Consider the following 16959-nt stretch of genomic DNA (forward strand, 5'->3'; position numbering starts at 1 on the left):
ATACCCCTTCAGGGGTTAGGGTTTTTTATTTATCTTATATTAAATTTGTTTCATCCACAGTTAGTTATAGGGACTAATTCAGCGTGAATATATGAAGTATAATAAGATATTGGTTAATGGAGCCGAGATTATAAGAGAATGCACTTATAGTTCTGTTTATCATGAACTTACTGGAAAGTATGCTTTGCATGTGGTGTTGACAGGTGAGGTAAACTTCAGCATTGAAAAGCGTAATATAACACTGGTGCCTGGTAGCTTTATTTTTATTAACCCTGATACTACTTATACTAAGGGAATAGCTTCTGAAAATGAGGCGAATATGCTTACGGTACTTTTTGAGCCTGATTTTATACAGGAATTTGAATGCTCTAATCTTTTTAAAGAATATTTATCTTCGGAATATTCAGTGAGTTTTGATCATAGGGAAACACCATTGCTTGAATTTATTTGCCCTCTTTTGGGTGATATGAAATTTAATGTGATGCAGTTGATTAAACACATGGAAACTGAAAATGCTGATCCTCTCGTTTTAGGAGAATATTTAAATCATGCTTTGCTAGATTATTACGAGTTGTATGATATAGAAGTGATAAAAAGAAAAGCTGCTTTGCCTTTTTTGAACGGGAATACCAAAACTGAAATTTTGAGGCGTTTGTCCGTAGCTCGAGATTACATGATCAGTAATTATAAGGAACGTATTCAGCTAGATAAAATAGCCCAAACATCCTGTTTGTCAGTAAACCATTTGTTACGTACTTTTAAACAGGCCTACCAGCTTTCTCCACATCAATTTTTGACTAAAGTAAGGCTTCATCAGGCAAAACATCTACTAAAAAATACGGATTACCCCGTTAGTGAGATTGTGGATATTGTAGGCTTTGAATGTCCTAGTTCATTTATCAGATTGTTTAGGAATTCTTTTAATGTAACACCAGGCCAATACAGGTAAAATTCAGCTTAATGGTGATTTTCGCTTATCGTTAAATGAAAGTTTAGAGCTAGATTTGAAACAGGAAACCCAGTATATAGATTTGGATGAATTTAATTTGGGTTAGTTAATAATAAAGTCATCCGACTAAGTTCGGATGACTTTTTTTATAAACATATTTTTACTGTTCCTTGAACTGATTTTCAATACGTTCAAATTTTTCTATCAAGAGTGCAATTCTTTCTTTTTCCTTTTTCATAACTGATTTACGTACTAATGTTGAGCAGAAAATAATCCATCCAAAGCAAAATAATATAATCAGTAATTGTGCCCATAAGTCAAAATAGCTCAGGATTTCAAAAAAGTACATGGCAATTCCTAAACTTAGGAGTATTGCATAAACCCAATACATTTTACTGTAAAGGTTATACCTGCTTATCTGGTAGCTTTTTAGGTTATTTAGAAAGTCATTAGGATCTGTTGTAAAATCGTGTTGCGCGAGGAGGCGATGACTTCTATATAATGTAAATGTAGAGACAGCAATGGCAGATAGGAAAAGAGTCAATCCTGCATGTGTGGTCCAGGAATTGAAGTCAAAAAATAGCCATAGTATGGCTATTGCCACAAATGATACCATCATTCCTATAATGTTGAAAAGGGATTTATTGCGAATTGCATTTACCTCTTTTTTTGCCTGCTGAAGCATTTCATCAGATGAGATCTTAACCTCAACCGAATGTGATTGCCAAAGCGATTGTATGTGATCAAATTCTTGCATGCTGATTGTATAATTCGGTAAGTTTTAATTTAATACGGTGAATTTTTACCCTTAGGTTTCCTTCACTTATTCCTGATATCTCTGCTATTTCATTGTATGGTAGCTCATCAAGCACCATGGTAATGATCAAACGGTCGTTTTCTTCCAGTTTGGAAATTGACTTATAAAGGAGCGCTATTTGTTCATTTTTTTCTGAAAACTCTTCTGGTCGGTTTTCAATGATGTTATCTGTGAGCTCATCTTTCGCTTGTCTCTTTTCTGACCTTAAGTAGGTTAAGCAGGTATTTACTGCAATTCGGTATATCCAGGTAGATATAAGAGACTTATTTCTGAATTTATCCAGATTTTGCCAGACTTTCAAAAAAGTTTCTTGCAATAAATCGTTTGCAGCATCCTCGTCGCCAGTATAACCATAACATAAATGGAATATCTTTTTAGAGTTTGTGTCGAAAATCTGCTTAAATAGTTGATCTTTTTTTTCCATTAATTAACGGCTAATGGTGGTTTGATTGGAATAAAGCTATTTTGTTACAAGCCAGCTTAGTCCAAAAATAATAAATGTTTGCGGGCTTCATGCAATTAATTACTTTTGTTGCGAATCAAACAAACCTCTTTTATGAAAAAAAACCGTGTCGGGTTGATTACTTTTTTGTTTATTACTATAGCTTCGTTGCTTGGCGTATTAAAAGACTTCAATATCGCTGATATTCCTGATAATGTGATGATGGCCACACGATGGATACTTGCTGTACAACTTGTTATTTTTGCCTTGTTTAGAAAAAATCTTACAACCTGGATACTGGTATGTATGGTATTAGGAGTTTTTGTTGGAATAGATTACCCACATGTAGCAGTAGCTTTGCAACCTTTAAGTAAAGGCTTTATTAAATTGGTAAAAACCATTGTTGGGCCTATTTTGTTTGCTACTCTTGTGTATGGGATTGCGGGACATTCAGATTTAAAGCAAGTCGGTAGGATGGCCTGGAAATCTATGCTTTATTTTTATTGTGCTACTACAATCGCTTTATTCATCGGACTTGCTGCAATTAATATTACTCATGCAGGCGTAGGGGTGAATATACAGAATATGCCACATAATGAGCTACCCAAGCCTGTTAAAGATCCTATTGATGAAAGCATATTAAGTACACTGCCAGATAGTGTACATTGGCTGTATAAAACATTGGCATTCTTCAGAAATATTTTTCCTGAGAATATTGTGAAGTCAGTATACGATGCACAGATTTTACAGATTGTAATCTTTTCTGTTATTTTCGGTATCGGCCTTGCTATGGTGGATGAAAAGAAACGGAAACCGATGGTTGATTTCTGCGAGAGTTTATCAGAAACGATGTTTAAATTCACCAATATCATTATGTATTTTGCGCCGATTGGTGTGGGGGCGGCGATGGCATATACGGTAGGACATATGGGAGTCGATATCTTGAAGCATCTTTTTATGCTGGTTGCTACACTTTATATGGCTCTGATCGCATTCATTTTGATTGTGTTGTTACCTATCGCACTGTATTTGAAAATACCAATATTAAAATTTATAAACGCTATTAAAGAGCCGGTGTCTATTGCGTTTGCGACTACAAGTTCTGACGCTGCTCTGCCTAAGGCAATGAGTGCGATGGAGAATTTCGGAGTACCACGTAAAATTGTTTCCTTTGTAATTCCAACAGGGTACAGCTTTAATCTTGACGGCACAACATTATACTTATCGCTTGCTTCAATTTTTGTGGCGCAGGCGGCAGGCATGCATTTGACTTTTGGCGAACAGTTACTGATTGTATTTACACTGATGATTACGAGCAAGGGGGTGGCAGCAATACCAAGAGCATCGTTAATTATCTTAATTGCAACAGCAGATCAGTTTGGATTACCAACTTTTATTATTGCTGCAATTTTAGGGATAGATGAATTAATGGATATGGGAAGAACATCATTAAATGTAATAGGAAATTGTTTGGCAACAGTAGTAATTGCCAAATGGGAAGGAGAATACAATCCTGATCAAGTGGTTGAAATTAATGAAGCATAAATTATGAGTACAAGAGCAAAGAAAATATTCCTGGCACTAACGATTGTCGTTCCTTTTTTAATCTATTGTGTAGTTTATTATACGCCAATGTTGCGTAATGCACCGTTTAAGCTAAAGGAATTTGAGTCTATCGAGTTTAAGTGGGGAGAGGGAAATAATCTGGAGAATTCTTATAATTCTGCAACAGGTGATTATCAGTACGTAAATGCAAAAGATTCTATTATTAAAACTAATGTGAAATTGAGGAAGGACGACATTTTATATTTGCATTCAAAAGCAAATGAGTTGGGTTTCTGGAATTTTCCTGATTTTATGGCTAATTCAGAAAGTGATCTTAAAACATCTAAAGTACCACGTTATGTAATGACTTTCAATTATAAAAAGAAGTCTAAAACAGTCGTTTTCTTAGTAGATTATAATGGCGATCCGAAGCTTAAAGGGCTTGCAATGCAGATGAAAACTCTTTTGACGCAGAGTATTAACGAAGCAGAGGAGCGTTATGGTAAACAAGCAGCATCAAAAAACTAATTCGTTTGTGAATTTAGAAAATAAAGTTCTATATTTGCACCTCAATAAAAATAAACAATTTCAAATAAATAACTAATTAACAATGTACGCAATAGTAAATATAGCAGGACAGCAATTCAAAGTTGCAAAAGACCAGCACCTTTTTGTACACCGTTTGCAAGGAGATGAAGGCGCTAGTATTGAATTTGACAATGTATTGTTGGTTGAAGATGGTGGTAAAATCTCTGTAGGAGCTCCTACATTGAAAGGTGCATCGGTTTCAGCTAAAATCGTGTCTCATTTAAAAGGTGATAAAGTAATCGTTTTCAAAAAGAAACGTAGAAAAGGTTACAAAAAGAAAAACGGTCACCGTCAGTATTTCACCAAGATCCAGATCTCTGGTATCAGTTTATAATTATTGTTGAACAAAAAATGCCGTTCATTTCGGTAGTTAATAAAATATAAAACAAGATGGCACATAAAAAAGGAGCCGGTAGTTCCAGGAACGGACGTGAATCGCATAGTAAACGCCTTGGTATTAAGATCTTTGGTGGGCAAGATGCAATTTCTGGAAATATCATTGTACGCCAACGTGGTACAAAACATCATCCTGATAAAGGAGTAGGTATTGGTAAAGATCATACTTTATTCGCTTTAGTTGATGGTACTGTAATTTTCAAAAAGAAACAAGATAACAAATCTTATGTTTCTGTTTTACCTGCAGCAGTTGTTGCTGAAGTGGTAGAGAAAAAAGCACCTGCAAAGAAAGCTGTTGCGGCGTCTGCTGCTAAAGCTGAAAAAGCACCTGCTAAAAAAGCACCTGCTAAAAAGGCTGTTAAAGCTGAAACAGAAGCTACTGACACTGCATCAGCAGAATAGTCAAACTTCTTATATAAAACAAATAAGGTCTGATCATGTACATGATCAGACCTTATTTGTTTTTGCATTTTTGGACTAGTTACGTGTTTTATATTTTCTGGACTTAACCAGATTTAGTTCATGCTCTAGCTTCTTTAAGGAAGAACTAAAGCTTTTAAATGCGGTTTCCAGTTCATTTAAAATCAGGCCTATCTTTTCGGGAGTTTCATTCGATTGTTCAATGGCAGTCCCATGAAGAAGCCATTCATAAGTCTTTGAATAATATGTTGCTATTTCGTGGAGCGTGTTGAAAGTAGGGTATTGGTTACCAAGTTCAATTTGTGAATAATTACTTCTTGATAAGTTTAAGATGTTCGCGATGAACGCTTGTGATAACCCGTTATTCACCCTGAGTTCTTTAATACGTTCGCCTATGTTCTTTTTGGACAGAATTTCTTGCATAGTTCATACAAGACAATTTTGGAACCACAAATTAAACGCCTTTTGAAGCGTTTAATTTGGGTATTATCCATTAAAAGTCCCATAATTGGGGTATTGGTTGTGGAAAATATTACTCAATAGTAAAATGGATTTAATTAATCCTAATGTTCTCTGTTGAGAATTTGTTCTGCCAGTTTAAATAATTCGGATTTACGTTCTTTAGTAAGATCTAATGATTCTAAAGCATGGAATGCTTTGTTTGAATAGTTTTTCATTTCGGCAATGGCCAGGCTTTTGATGTCATATTTGTCATATAAGCCTTTTACATTATTTATTTTTTCTGTAAGATTTTTATTTTCGCTTTGTATTGCAAGACTTTCAAGGTCTATGCTATTAGCTAATTCTCGTAGTTTTAGTAATAATAAGGTTTTTTTATTGGCAATGATATCACCTCCAACTTGTTTCCCAAATTTATTAGGGTCACCATAAACATCCAGTAGGTCGTCTTGTAGTTGATAAGCAATTCCCAGGTTTTCACCGAAATCATACAACTGTTCCGCTTGTTGTTCTGTCGCACCTGCAACTTGTGCACCGAGCTTCATTGCACCACCTAATAATACTGCCGTTTTTAGACGAATCATATTGATATAATCAGCAATGCTCACCTTTTCCTGTTCCTCAAATTCCATGTCAAGTTGCTGCCCTTCACATACACCCTGTGCAGTAGCATTAAAAGTATGCAATGCAGCCTTCAATACCTTATTGTCTAACTCTGAAAGATGCTTATTGGCTTCTACCATCATTACGTCACCACTTAAAATGGCATTATTCACACCCCATTTTTCATGTACAGTCTGCTTTCCTCTTCTCAGAGGGGCGTTATCCATAATATCATCGTGAATCAATGTGAAATTATGAAATGTTTCAATAGCCAAAGCAGCAGGCATTGCTTTATCGAGATTATCTTCAAATAGTCCAGCTGCCATTAAAGTCAGTGCAGGCCTGATTCTTTTCCCACCTAAGCTCATTATATATCGGATAGGCGCGTAAAGCCTTTCCGGATGTGCAGGATATTTAATGTTTTGAACAGCGTTTTCTATAGCTTCTTGTAATTGATTAGGAGTATACATTTTTTACAAACGGATTAACCGGAATATTATATTTTTATTGTTGAATCAGTGAAAAGTCTATCTGTCGTTTTGACAGGTCTACTTTTTTTACTTTTACCATTACCTCATCACCTAACTGGTATTTTTTCTGTTTACGCTGTCCCACTATACAGTAGTTTTTTTCATCCAGCACATAAAAGTCATCGGTTATGTCACGCAAACGAATCATACCTTCACATTTGTTTTCGGTTAGCTCTACATACATACCCCATTCAGTAACCCCTGAAATGATTCCTGCAAAAGTATTGCCTACATTTTCTTCCAGATACTCAGCTTGTTTGTATTTAATAGAAGCACGTTCTGCATCTGCAGCACGTTTTTCCATGGCCGAAGAATGAGATGCTGCTATTTCATACTCTTCCTCATTGGCAGACTTCTCGTTATTTAAATAAGCAGCAAGTAACCGATGGACCATTACATCTGGATATCGACGGATAGGGGAGGTGAAATGTGTATAATGGTCAAATGCTAAACCATAATGACTAGTCTTTTTAGTGGTATAAATTGCTTTTGCCATGGATCTAATTGCTAGTTGTGTCAGCACATTCTGCTCTTTTTTACCTTCTACATCTTCCATCAGGTAGTTCAGCGATTTCGCAATCTCTTTATCTGATTTCATGTTTATTTTATAGCCAAATCGGGCAGCAAACAAGGCGAAACTGTTTAAGTTTTCCAGGTTTGGAGAATCATGAGATCGATATACAAAAGTATATTTTTGTTTGCCTTTACCTTTTTTAGCTATAAATTCAGCTACCTTACGATTGGCCAGCAGCATAAAGTCTTCAATAAGTTTATGTGCATCCTTACGTTCTTTTACATAAACGCCAATAGGTTTACCATGTTCGTCCAGTTTAAATTTTACTTCAGTGCTTTCAAAACTGATTGCACCATTTTTAAACTTTCTTTCACGTAGCGTATGTGCTAACTCATTAAGTTTTAAAATTTCTTCAGCATGGCTTCCTTTTTTCTCTTCAATAATAAGCTGTGCATCTTCATAGCTAAAGCGCATATTCGAATGGATAACTGTACGTCCGAACCATTCTGTAACAATATTTGCCTGCTCATCCATTTCAAATACTGCAGCAAAGCATAATTTATCTTCATTAGGACGTAATGAACATACACCGTTACTCAGTCGTTCTGGTAGCATAGGGATCACTCTGTCTACCAGGTAAACAGAAGTTGCCCTGGCATAAGCTTCTTTATCGAGATCACTATTTGGCTTTACATAATGTGATACATCGGCAATGTGTACACCTACTTCATAATTGCCATTTTCTAAAGTTTTGAAAGATATGGCATCATCAAAGTCTTTGGCGTCTGCCGGATCTATAGTGAAGGTTACCGTGTTTCTAAAGTCCCTGCGACCTTCCATTTCGGCAGGGCTGACTTTTTCAGGAATGGCATTGGCTTCATTCTCTACCTCCGGTGGAAAACTTAGAGGGAAGCCGTATTGCGCAAGGATGGCGTTCATTTCGGTGTTGTTTTCACCTTGTTCGCCCAGGATATTCATAATTCGTCCAATTGGATTTTTAGCACCCTCTGGCCATTCTGTTATGTTTACCTGTACTTTTTGACCATTTTTAGCACCATTTACATCACTTAAAGGTACAAATATGTCATGCAACATTTTGCGATCATCGATGTTTACAAAAGCATAACGGTCTGATATTTTGATGACTCCAATGAAATCAGTTTTATTTCGGGAAATAATCTCCACAACTTCACCCTCATTCTTTCGGCCTCTCTTTTTTGCATAAACATATACCTTTACCTTGTCGCCATGCAGCGCATTATGCAGTTTCCTGGCAGATACAAAAATGTCTTTTTCAAATTCATCATCCGGAACAACAAATGCTGATCCATCAGCAGTCATATCTACTTTACCAGTCAGGAATGTTTTTAAGTCTTTTAACTTGAATTTCCCCTTTTCGGTTTCTGTGAAAACACCCTTTTTAGCTTGATCTTTCAGCACCTCAAGGATGGTTTCTCTTGACGCTGCATCAGTAATGTTTAATTTAGCAGATACCTGCTTATAGTTCAAAGCCTCATTATTACTTTTTTCCAGTACGTCGCTAATTAATTGTGTTAAAACGAGTTCTAGATGAGAAGATTTCTTTTTTGCCATAATCTATGTATGAATCACCCGAAGGTAACAATTTGAAGCGAGTATTGTTGGATTTTGTATCTTTGATTACTCAGATATTGACGAACTTAAAATGATTTGACATGATTGAATACAGAGAAAGGAAACCGGGTAAAGAGCTCCTCATTATTGGGATAAAAGCTGTTATTTACTTATTTCTAGCCTATTTATATATTAATAAACCTAGCTTTTATATTGAATATCCGAGCATAAGGAAGGTTGCCGGCGCTGCAATGGTGTTCTTTGGCCCTAGTTTGCTGATTTCTATTTTGCGAATGGTTATCATTTATTTGTATATCCGTAAACAAAAGTTTAAAAGTAATATTAAGGATAATTTTATTCTGGGGATAGATCGGATTGCCTCAATTCTTGATACTATATTCTTAGTGATGGCCTTTGTATCGCTACTCGATGTGACTTTACAGGAACTGGTTTTTAGTGTTTCAATTGTTGCAGCAGCTGTAGCGCTGACGTTTAAAGATTATGTTACCAATATGATTAACGGTCTGATCATTATGTTTTCTGATCGTTTATCACTGGGGGATCATATCAAAATGGGAGAACATGAGGGGAAAATTCTGGATATTACCCTGATCAATATGATTCTGCAAAATGAAGATAGTGATATGGTAATTATACCTAACTCTGTTGTTTTTAGTTCTGTAATCATCAATCAGTCTAAACAGAATATTAAAAAACTAAGTATCGAGTTTGATATGTCTTTGAAAAACGGATATACTCCAGAATTTTTAGAGAATTATCTGAATAAAGTAATTGCGGGTTATTCTGCAAATGTGATGGAAAATGGTTTGACAATTAAAACCATTCAGATAAACAAGGATGCTGCTGTTTTTAAAGCGATGGTATTGTTAAGACATTACAATAAAGTTAAAGAAAGAGAGATAAGGAGAGCGATCAATACAGCATTGATCCGTCTTTCTGCACAGCTGAAAGAAGATGAATACATTGGGGAAAGGGCGTAGTATTTAGGTTCCCGGGATAGCAGCAATTAGTCTTTTTGTATATTCAGCTTGCGGGTTGTTATAAATCTCTTCCGGAAAGCCCTGTTCTTCGATTTTACCTTTGTTCATGACAATCATCCTATCAGAAATGTGTTTCACTACAGCCAGATCATGAGAGATAAATATATAGGTTAGTCCAAATTCCTGCTGGAGTTCTCTAAGCAGATTTAGTACCTGAGCCTGCACGGAAACGTCTAAAGCAGAAACTGATTCATCACAAATGATAAATTTCGGTTGTAAGGCCAATGCTCTGGCGATTACGATACGCTGTCTTTGTCCTCCGGAAAATTCATGTGGATATCTGTTAAAATGTTCGGGTTTTAAGTCTACACGGCTTAATAAATTTAGTACATGAGCTTTACGTTCATTGTTTGTTTGAAACATATTATGTACTTGTAATGGCTCCATCAATGCATTGCCTACTGTTAAGCGTGGATTAAGTGCTGAATAAGGATCTTGAAAAATAATTTGTACATCACGTCTCAGCATTCTTAATTCAGCAGCTTTTAAATTGGTTATATCTTTATTCTCAAAAATGAGTTTTCCAGAACTTGGTTCTACCAATCTGATAATGCTTCTGCCTAGCGTAGTTTTGCCGCATCCAGATTCGCCAACCAAGCCGAGTGTTTCACCTGGAAATACATTAAAAGTAACATCATCAACTGCTTTTACATACTCTTTAGCCTTACCAAATAAACCTTTTTTTATAGGATACCAGGTGCACAGATTTTTGATTTGTAATATGGGGTCTGAACTATAAAGTAATGTTCTGCGAGCTTCAATTTCATGGACTGTATAGTTGTTTATTTCTTCTTCATTTTTTCCTTCTAAAAAATCAGCTACTACAGGTAGTTTTTTTAGTAACCGATGTGGATTTGGGCGGCAGGCAAGTAGCCCTTTAGTGTAAGGATGCTGAGGGGTTTCGAATATTGTTTTTGCTTGGCCTTGTTCTACAATTTGACCTTTATACATCACTGCTACCTCATCCGCAATTTCGCTGATTACAGAAAGGTCATGAGTAATAAAGATCATAGTCATGCCACGCTCATTTTTAAGTTTCAGTAGCAGTTCAAGAATCGTTTTTTGCACCGTCACATCGAGTGCCGTGGTAGGTTCATCTGCTATGAGTAACTCCGGATTACAACTCAAAGCCATTGCAATCATTACCCTTTGCTTTTGTCCGCCCGATAATTGGTGGGGATAACTATCAAAAATGTTTTCAGGCCTTGGTAATTGCACTTCTTTAAACAAAGCAATTGTTTTCTTTTTTGCCGTGTGTTTATCAACTTTTTGGTGCAACATTATAGCTTCCCTTACCTGATTACCACATGTGAAAACGGGATTTAAGGAAGTCATAGGTTCCTGAAATATTATGGCAATTTTATTTCCACGATATTTTCTGATCTCATCTGTCGTTAAATTAAGTAGGTTAATCTTCTGAAAATTGATTTCACCAGTAATTTTTGTGCTTTTTCTATCATGTAGTCGCATAATGGAAAAAGACGTTACAGATTTTCCTGAACCCGACTCGCCAACTATTCCTAACACTTGTCCCTTGTCTATGCTGAAACTAACCTGATTTACAGCCTTAAGCCATGACTGATCTTCTTTATTTAGAAATTGTATGTCGAGATTTTTAACGTCTAGCATGGTTAAAGTATGATCATAATATAAGCACAACAGAAGAAATTTGAGATCAAGATAGTTATTTATCGTCTAAACCCGGTGTTTTGCTTAATTTTGCAAAATGGAAAGAGAAATTCTTGATACGAAGCGCAAGGCTTTAAAGATTAACTTAAACCCTAAAATTTACGGAACTTTTGCGGAGATTGGGGCAGGACAGGAAGTGGCACGTAATTTTTTTACCGCCGGTGCGGCATCCGGCACTGTTGCTAAAACTATGTCAGCCTATGACATGACCTTTAGTGATGTAATTTATGGCGCTGAAACCTCTGGAAGGTATGTGAGTGAGTCAAGGTTATTAAAAATGTTAGGCCATGAATACAGTTTGTTGACTGAACGTTTAAATGGAACTAAGTATGAAGACCGTACTTTTTTTGCTTTCGCAGACACGGTTACAACATTAAATTACAATAAGTCAAATGATCCACATGGCTGGATTGGTATCCGGTTTCAGGTAGAACCAGGAGGAGAGCCCAATGAAATATTTTTCCATGTACGTTTGTTAGATACTGATGCTGCACTGCAGCATAATGTATTGGGAATTATTGGTGTAAATCTAGTTTATGCAGCCTTTTACTTTCATCAGGATCCTAAGACGATGATCGAATCTTTAGCAGATAACCTTACTGTAGGTTCAGTAGAAATTGATCTCATCTCAGTAAATGGACCTGCATTTTCGGGTATAAATAACATACTGCTTAACTTATATCTAATTGTTAAAGACTTCTCTGATGCAGCTATATTTGATTCAAAAGGTAAACCTTGTCTACCTAAAGACTTGCTGTATAAGAAAGATATTATGATTCAGCGTACTAAATATGCGCAGAAATCGAATCCTAACTTCAGTATGTTGAATAAGGCTGTTGATCAGTTTGTGCGATCGGAAACTGTAGAACAAGATAATTTGAGTGTATTGATTGAAGTACTGATGTCGAACGTATTAAATGCTAATCATGAATTGCCTGAGAATATCGATTTAAGAGCTGTTGCAAAACGTGCCGAAGAGATGTGTAATACAGGCAACCTTGTTATTGTATCCAATTTTGCGAGGAACAATAAGCTTGCAAAGTATCTTGATCGTTGTCGCCCGAAAAGTGTTGGGATTTCCACGAATATTAATAACTTAAAATTTGTATTTAATTCTACTAATTTTGGTGATAATTACTCCAGTCAGTTACTTAATTATGTAAGTGATATGTTTAGTAAGAATGTTAAGATTTTTGCGTATCCATTCCTTGATAAGAAAACAAATCAGGTTATTACCACAGCAAATATGCCAGTAACACCTGATGCAAAACCACTTTTCGACTTCCTAATCATCAATGGTTATATTACAGATATTGAGGATTATAGTGACAGCGACGTAAAAACTGTTTAATCCTTTTTTTTGTAAGGGTCAGGTACAACAACTGCCATCAGTCTTTCGGGATGTTCTATCGCTTTAAAACCAAACTGGGCATATAAACCATGTGCGTCTAATGTGCCCAGCATGTATCTCCTAAGGCCTTGCAGGTCTTTATGAAAAAGCATTAGTGACATTAATTTTTTAGATAAGCCATTTCCACGATATTCTGATTTAACATATACATCAGCCAGGTAGGCAAAAGTGGCTTTATCAGTAATCCATCTTGCAAAGCCTACCTGCTGTTTATCTTTGTAAATTCCGAAGCATAATGAATTGTTTATGGATTTCTGTACAATATCTAAAGGAATGTCCTTTGCCCAATACGATTCTGTACTTAAATAATGATGAACTGCGGAAACATCTATCTTCTGTTTGTCATCAGAGAAGATAAAGCCATTATCTTCGATTTCCATTTAGTTACGCATATTAATGAACTGTAATGGTTGTCCAAAATCTTCACTTCTGCAAAGTGCAATTACGCTTTGAAGATCATCAATATTTTTGCCTTGTACACGCACTTGATCATCCATCATAGAAGCCTGAACTTTCAATTTGCTGTCCTTAATTTTAGCAACAATTTTTTTAGCAGTTTCTTTGTCTATACCTTCTTTAATTGAAATTTCCTTTCTAATCATGTTACCAGAAGCATATTGTTCCTTGCCAAAATCCAGACTCTTGGGATCTAGTTTTTGTTTCATCATTCTTGAAATAATGGAATCTTCAATAGCTTTCAACCTCATGTCATCCTCTGTAACTATGGTAATCACATTTGTTTTTTTATCATGATCAATGGTGCTTTTTGAAGAGCTGAAATCGTAACGGTTCAGGATTTCTTTTTTAGCATTATTCATCGCATTATCAAGCGTCTGTGCATCTATTTTGCTTACAATATCGAAAGTGGGCATGATTATTATGGCTTAAGTATTAAATAATTAGTAATTTTTAGCTGTAAAAGCAAAAGTATATCACAAATATAAACAATTAAAGTAAAAGCGTATGAAAACCAAAAATCCAAAAGTGCAAAAAAAGGTGGCAAAGAAAGCCGTTAAGAAGCAATTTGAGAAAAGTCTGGCCGATAAAATACTTGAAACAGTTAAACAGTTAGGGCAGGATGCAGGAAAGATTGGTGAAGATATTGCTTTGGTAAGTAAATTTGTAACGAAAAAATTATCAAAGAAGTTTAAAGGTGTTAAGGCTATCGTAGATAGTAAAATTGATACAGCTAAGTCAGCAAGTAAAAAAGATATTAAAAAAGCTAAGAAGAAAGCTGAAGCAGTTAAGAAAGAAGTTAAAAAAGAGCTGACTAAGGATGCTAAAAAAGCTAAAAAAGCAGTTAAAGTTATAGCTGCAAAGGTTAAGCCTGTAGTACATAGTGTTAAAGTTTCTGCAATAGCCACAGAGAAAAAAGCTGCAGATGCTATTGCTAAACCTGTGGCAAAAACTGCTAAAGTGTTGAAAACTAAGTCTAAGCCAGCAGTGAAAGCCGCAGTTAAAAAGGTTGAAAAAGTTGTTGAACCAGTGGTAAAATCAGTTGTAAATGCAGCAAAACCAGTCGCAAAAGCTCCGGTTAAAAAAGTAAGTACTGCAAGTAAAGTGATTGGGGCAAAAACAACAGCTGCTAAATCAGTAACAGCTAAGACCACAGTTGCTAAAACTGTTGCAAGCAAAACAACTGCTAAGCCTAAGCCTGCTACTACAGTAACACAAAAAGCAGCCAGTGCGCCTGTTGCGTCTGCAAATGGAACAACTGAAAATAGTGCTGTGAAAAGTGATGCTGAAGTTAAATAGACAGAGGTTATTAAGGTATGTTTAATTAGCTGATAATTAACAATTTCTTAACAATAAAATTCGCAGTTTTGTACCAGGTTGTATCATAGATTCTTGTTTATGATGCCATCTGGTTTTTTGATTTAATAATGACGAAAAAAAAAGCTCCATTTCTAAACAGAGAGATTAGTTGGTTGTATTTTAATGAACGTGTATTACAGGAGGCTGCAGATGAGACAGTTCCTTTAATAGAGCGCATTAAATTCTTGTCCATCTTTTCTTCCAATTTAGAGGAATTTTACCGCGTTAGGGTAGCTACTTTGAGTCGGTTGTCTAATCTTAATGATAAAGCTAAGGCTTTGCTTGGTTTCAATCCTAAAAAGGTATTAAACGAGATCAAAAATATTGTTGTAAAACAAGAACGTAAGTTCGAACAGTTATTTAAAGCAACATTAATTAATGAGCTTGCACAAAATCGTATTTTTATTTTAAATGAAACACAGCTCAACGTTTCCAGGGGAGAGTTTGTAAGAAATCATTTTAGAGACAGGATTCTTTCAAATCTTGTACCGATTATGATCGATCCCACGAGACCATTTCCGGAACTAAAAGACCGATATCTGTACTTCTTTGTGCGTCTTTCCAGAAAGTCGTCGGCCAAGCATGAAAAATATGCGCTGATTGAGTTACCAAATGATTTGCCAAGGTTTCTTGTATTACCAGAAACTAATGGTTTAAAGTTTATTATTCTGGCAGAGGATATTATTAAGTACTGTCTGGATGATATTTTTTATGTTTTTAACTATGATATTCTTGAAGCTTTTTCAATTCAGCTGACTAGGGATGCAGAGTTGGACATAGACAAAAATGTCAGCGATAAGTTTGTAGAAGAGCTGAAAGCAAGTTTAGATAAGCGCAAAAAAGGTAAGCCAATGCGTTTGTTGTATGATGTTGAAATGCCTTTTGATATGTTGAGCGTACTCATCCATAAAATGAAAATTGATGCTGAGAATCTGATTCCGGGCAATCAATATCATCGCTTTGGAGATTTTATTGCATTTCCAAATGTAGGCAATCAGGAACTTGAATATAAACCCAATGTGCCCTTAAAGGTACATGGATTGCATCGTACTGAAAGTATATTTAACAAACTCCAGGAACGAGATTATGTGATCAATTTACCTTATCAGTCATTTGACTATATCATCTTGTTTCTTCGCGAAGCAGCAATTGATCCTAAAGTAACAGAAATCAATATCACTTTGTACCGTCTTGCTGAAAATTCTAGAGTAATCAACGCATTGATTAATGCAGTAAAGAATGGAAAAAAAGTAAACTGTCTGGTCGAATTGAAAGCAAGGTTCGATGAGAGTGCTAATATTTTCTGGACAAATCGATTGCAGGAGGAAGGGGTAAATGTAAATTATGGTCTGACGGACTATAAAGTTCACTCTAAAATTTGTCTGGTTAAAAGAATGGAAAAGGGTAGAGCTGTTTATTATGCAAACCTTGCGACAGGTAACTTTAATGAAAAAACAGCCAAGCTGTATTGTGATCATAGTATTTTTACCGCAAAGAAGGAGATTACAACAGATTTGATTAAGCTTTTTAAAGCACTTAATAAGAAAACTGTTACCAAGGGATTTAAACATCTGATTGTCTCACCACTGGAATCTAGAACGAAATTCTTTTTAGCAGTTGACCGGGAGATTAAAAATGCCAGACAGGGTAAACCAGCTTATATGATTTTAAAGGTGAACAGTCTGGCTGATGAAGGTATTGTATCTAAACTATATGAAGCCAGTAATGCCGGAGTGAAAGTGAAACTAATTGTTCGTGGTATTTGTTCGCTTGTTCCGGGAATAAAAGATTTCAGTGAGAATATTACTGTGATCAGCATTGTGGATAAATTTCTTGAGCATGCCAGAGTATTTATTTTTGGCAATAATGGCAAGGAGGAAATGTATCTTTCATCAGCGGACCTAATGACCCGAAATTTTGAACATAGGGTAGAAGTGGGCTTCCCTGTACTTGATGAAGAGGTGAAGCAGGAGATCAGGGATATTATAGAATTTCAATTACAAGACAATGTAAAAGCGAGAGATATTACTCGTTTAAACAATAACAAGTATCATAAAAATAACCTGAAAGTAAAAATCAGGGCACAGGTTCAGACCTATAATTACTTAAAAAATAAACACCAATAAA

Annotated in this window: 17 protein-coding genes; 9 read left to right on the top strand and 8 right to left on the bottom strand. The window is 35.7% G+C overall.

The annotated features are described in order from the left end of the window. The first annotated feature begins 91 nt into the window (after positions 1-91). Positions 92-949, top strand: a complete 858-nt coding sequence (locus WC623_RS09190) for an AraC family transcriptional regulator (protein ID WP_372850193.1) — start codon at positions 92-94, stop codon at positions 947-949. A 160-nt stretch (positions 950-1109) separates the two neighbouring features. On the opposite strand, the gene WC623_RS09195 is transcribed toward WC623_RS09190, so the two are convergent. Together WC623_RS09195 and WC623_RS09200 are read right to left on the bottom strand one after the other, a co-directional pair. After that, complete coding sequence (locus tag WC623_RS09195; RefSeq protein ID WP_372850195.1) at positions 1110-1706, bottom strand: hypothetical protein; 597 nt, start codon at positions 1704-1706, stop codon at positions 1110-1112. Continuing rightward, on the bottom strand, positions 1693-2190 hold the full coding sequence (locus tag WC623_RS09200) for an RNA polymerase sigma factor (RefSeq protein WP_372850197.1): 498 nt from the start codon (positions 2188-2190) through the stop codon (positions 1693-1695). Before WC623_RS09200 ends, WC623_RS09195 begins: the two co-directional genes overlap by 14 nt. A 132-nt stretch (positions 2191-2322) precedes the next feature. Between WC623_RS09200 and WC623_RS09205 the strand changes: the two genes are divergently transcribed. The 4 genes from WC623_RS09205 (at position 2323) to rpmA (ending at position 5139) form a co-directional block, all read left to right on the top strand. Continuing rightward, on the top strand, positions 2323-3753 hold the full coding sequence (locus WC623_RS09205; protein WP_372850199.1) for a dicarboxylate/amino acid:cation symporter: 1431 nt from the start codon (positions 2323-2325) through the stop codon (positions 3751-3753). Positions 3754-3756: 3 nt separating this feature from the next. Continuing rightward, positions 3757-4281, top strand: a complete 525-nt coding sequence (locus WC623_RS09210) for a hypothetical protein (protein ID WP_372850201.1) — start codon at positions 3757-3759, stop codon at positions 4279-4281. Positions 4282-4363: 82 nt separating this feature from the next. Beyond that, a complete protein-coding gene (rplU, locus tag WC623_RS09215) occupies positions 4364-4675 on the top strand; it encodes a 50S ribosomal protein L21 (protein WP_048904572.1) in 312 nt (103 codons plus the stop codon). 56 nt (positions 4676-4731) lie between these two features. Then, positions 4732-5139: a 50S ribosomal protein L27 gene (gene rpmA, locus WC623_RS09220; RefSeq protein ID WP_372850203.1), complete on the top strand. Its 408-nt coding sequence runs from the start codon at positions 4732-4734 to the stop codon at positions 5137-5139. A gap of 75 nt (positions 5140-5214) precedes the next feature. On the opposite strand, the gene WC623_RS09225 is transcribed toward rpmA, so the two are convergent. The 3 genes from WC623_RS09225 to rnr all read right to left on the bottom strand — a co-directional run bounded on the left by WC623_RS09225 (position 5215) and on the right by rnr (position 8856). Beyond that, entirely contained in the window at positions 5215-5580 is a 366-nt protein-coding gene (locus tag WC623_RS09225) for a helix-turn-helix domain-containing protein (RefSeq protein WP_372850205.1), read from the bottom strand. Between the two features lie 140 nt (positions 5581-5720). After that, positions 5721-6689, bottom strand: coding sequence for a polyprenyl synthetase family protein (locus tag WC623_RS09230; RefSeq protein ID WP_372850207.1), 969 nt, complete (start codon positions 6687-6689; stop codon positions 5721-5723). A gap of 34 nt (positions 6690-6723) precedes the next feature. After that, positions 6724-8856, bottom strand: a complete 2133-nt coding sequence (gene rnr, locus WC623_RS09235) for a ribonuclease R (RefSeq protein ID WP_372850209.1) — start codon at positions 8854-8856, stop codon at positions 6724-6726. A 101-nt stretch (positions 8857-8957) separates the two neighbouring features. Here rnr and WC623_RS09240 point away from each other — a divergent pair, with 101 nt between their 5' ends. Continuing rightward, complete coding sequence (locus WC623_RS09240) at positions 8958-9857, top strand: mechanosensitive ion channel family protein (RefSeq protein ID WP_372850211.1); 900 nt, start codon at positions 8958-8960, stop codon at positions 9855-9857. A 3-nt stretch (positions 9858-9860) separates the two neighbouring features. On the opposite strand, the gene WC623_RS09245 is transcribed toward WC623_RS09240, so the two are convergent. After that, positions 9861-11546, bottom strand: a complete 1686-nt coding sequence (locus tag WC623_RS09245) for an ABC transporter ATP-binding protein (protein WP_372850213.1) — start codon at positions 11544-11546, stop codon at positions 9861-9863. A gap of 97 nt (positions 11547-11643) precedes the next feature. Here WC623_RS09245 and WC623_RS09250 point away from each other — a divergent pair, with 97 nt between their 5' ends. Next, on the top strand, positions 11644-12957 hold the full coding sequence (locus tag WC623_RS09250) for a nicotinamide mononucleotide adenylyltransferase (protein WP_372850215.1): 1314 nt from the start codon (positions 11644-11646) through the stop codon (positions 12955-12957). Here the strand turns inward: WC623_RS09250 and WC623_RS09255 are convergent. Then, positions 12954-13397: a GNAT family N-acetyltransferase gene (locus tag WC623_RS09255; RefSeq protein ID WP_372850217.1), complete on the bottom strand. Its 444-nt coding sequence runs from the start codon at positions 13395-13397 to the stop codon at positions 12954-12956. The two genes, WC623_RS09250 and WC623_RS09255, sit on opposite strands and share 4 nt — an antisense overlap. Beyond that, positions 13398-13889, bottom strand: a complete 492-nt coding sequence (locus WC623_RS09260) for a YajQ family cyclic di-GMP-binding protein (protein WP_372850219.1) — start codon at positions 13887-13889, stop codon at positions 13398-13400. Positions 13890-13980: 91 nt separating this feature from the next. On the opposite strand from WC623_RS09260, the gene WC623_RS09265 reads away from it, so the two are divergent. Continuing rightward, the gene (locus WC623_RS09265) at positions 13981-14772 is read left to right on the top strand and encodes a hypothetical protein (RefSeq protein ID WP_372850221.1); all 792 of its coding nucleotides are present in this window, start codon (positions 13981-13983) and stop codon (positions 14770-14772) included. A gap of 128 nt (positions 14773-14900) precedes the next feature. Further along, positions 14901-16958, top strand: coding sequence for a polyphosphate kinase 1 (ppk1, locus tag WC623_RS09270; RefSeq protein WP_372850223.1), 2058 nt, complete (start codon positions 14901-14903; stop codon positions 16956-16958). Position 16959 lies beyond the last annotated feature (1 nt).

The sequence above is a fragment of the Pedobacter sp. genome (assembly GCF_041645105.1).
Classification (GTDB): domain Bacteria; phylum Bacteroidota; class Bacteroidia; order Sphingobacteriales; family Sphingobacteriaceae; genus Pedobacter.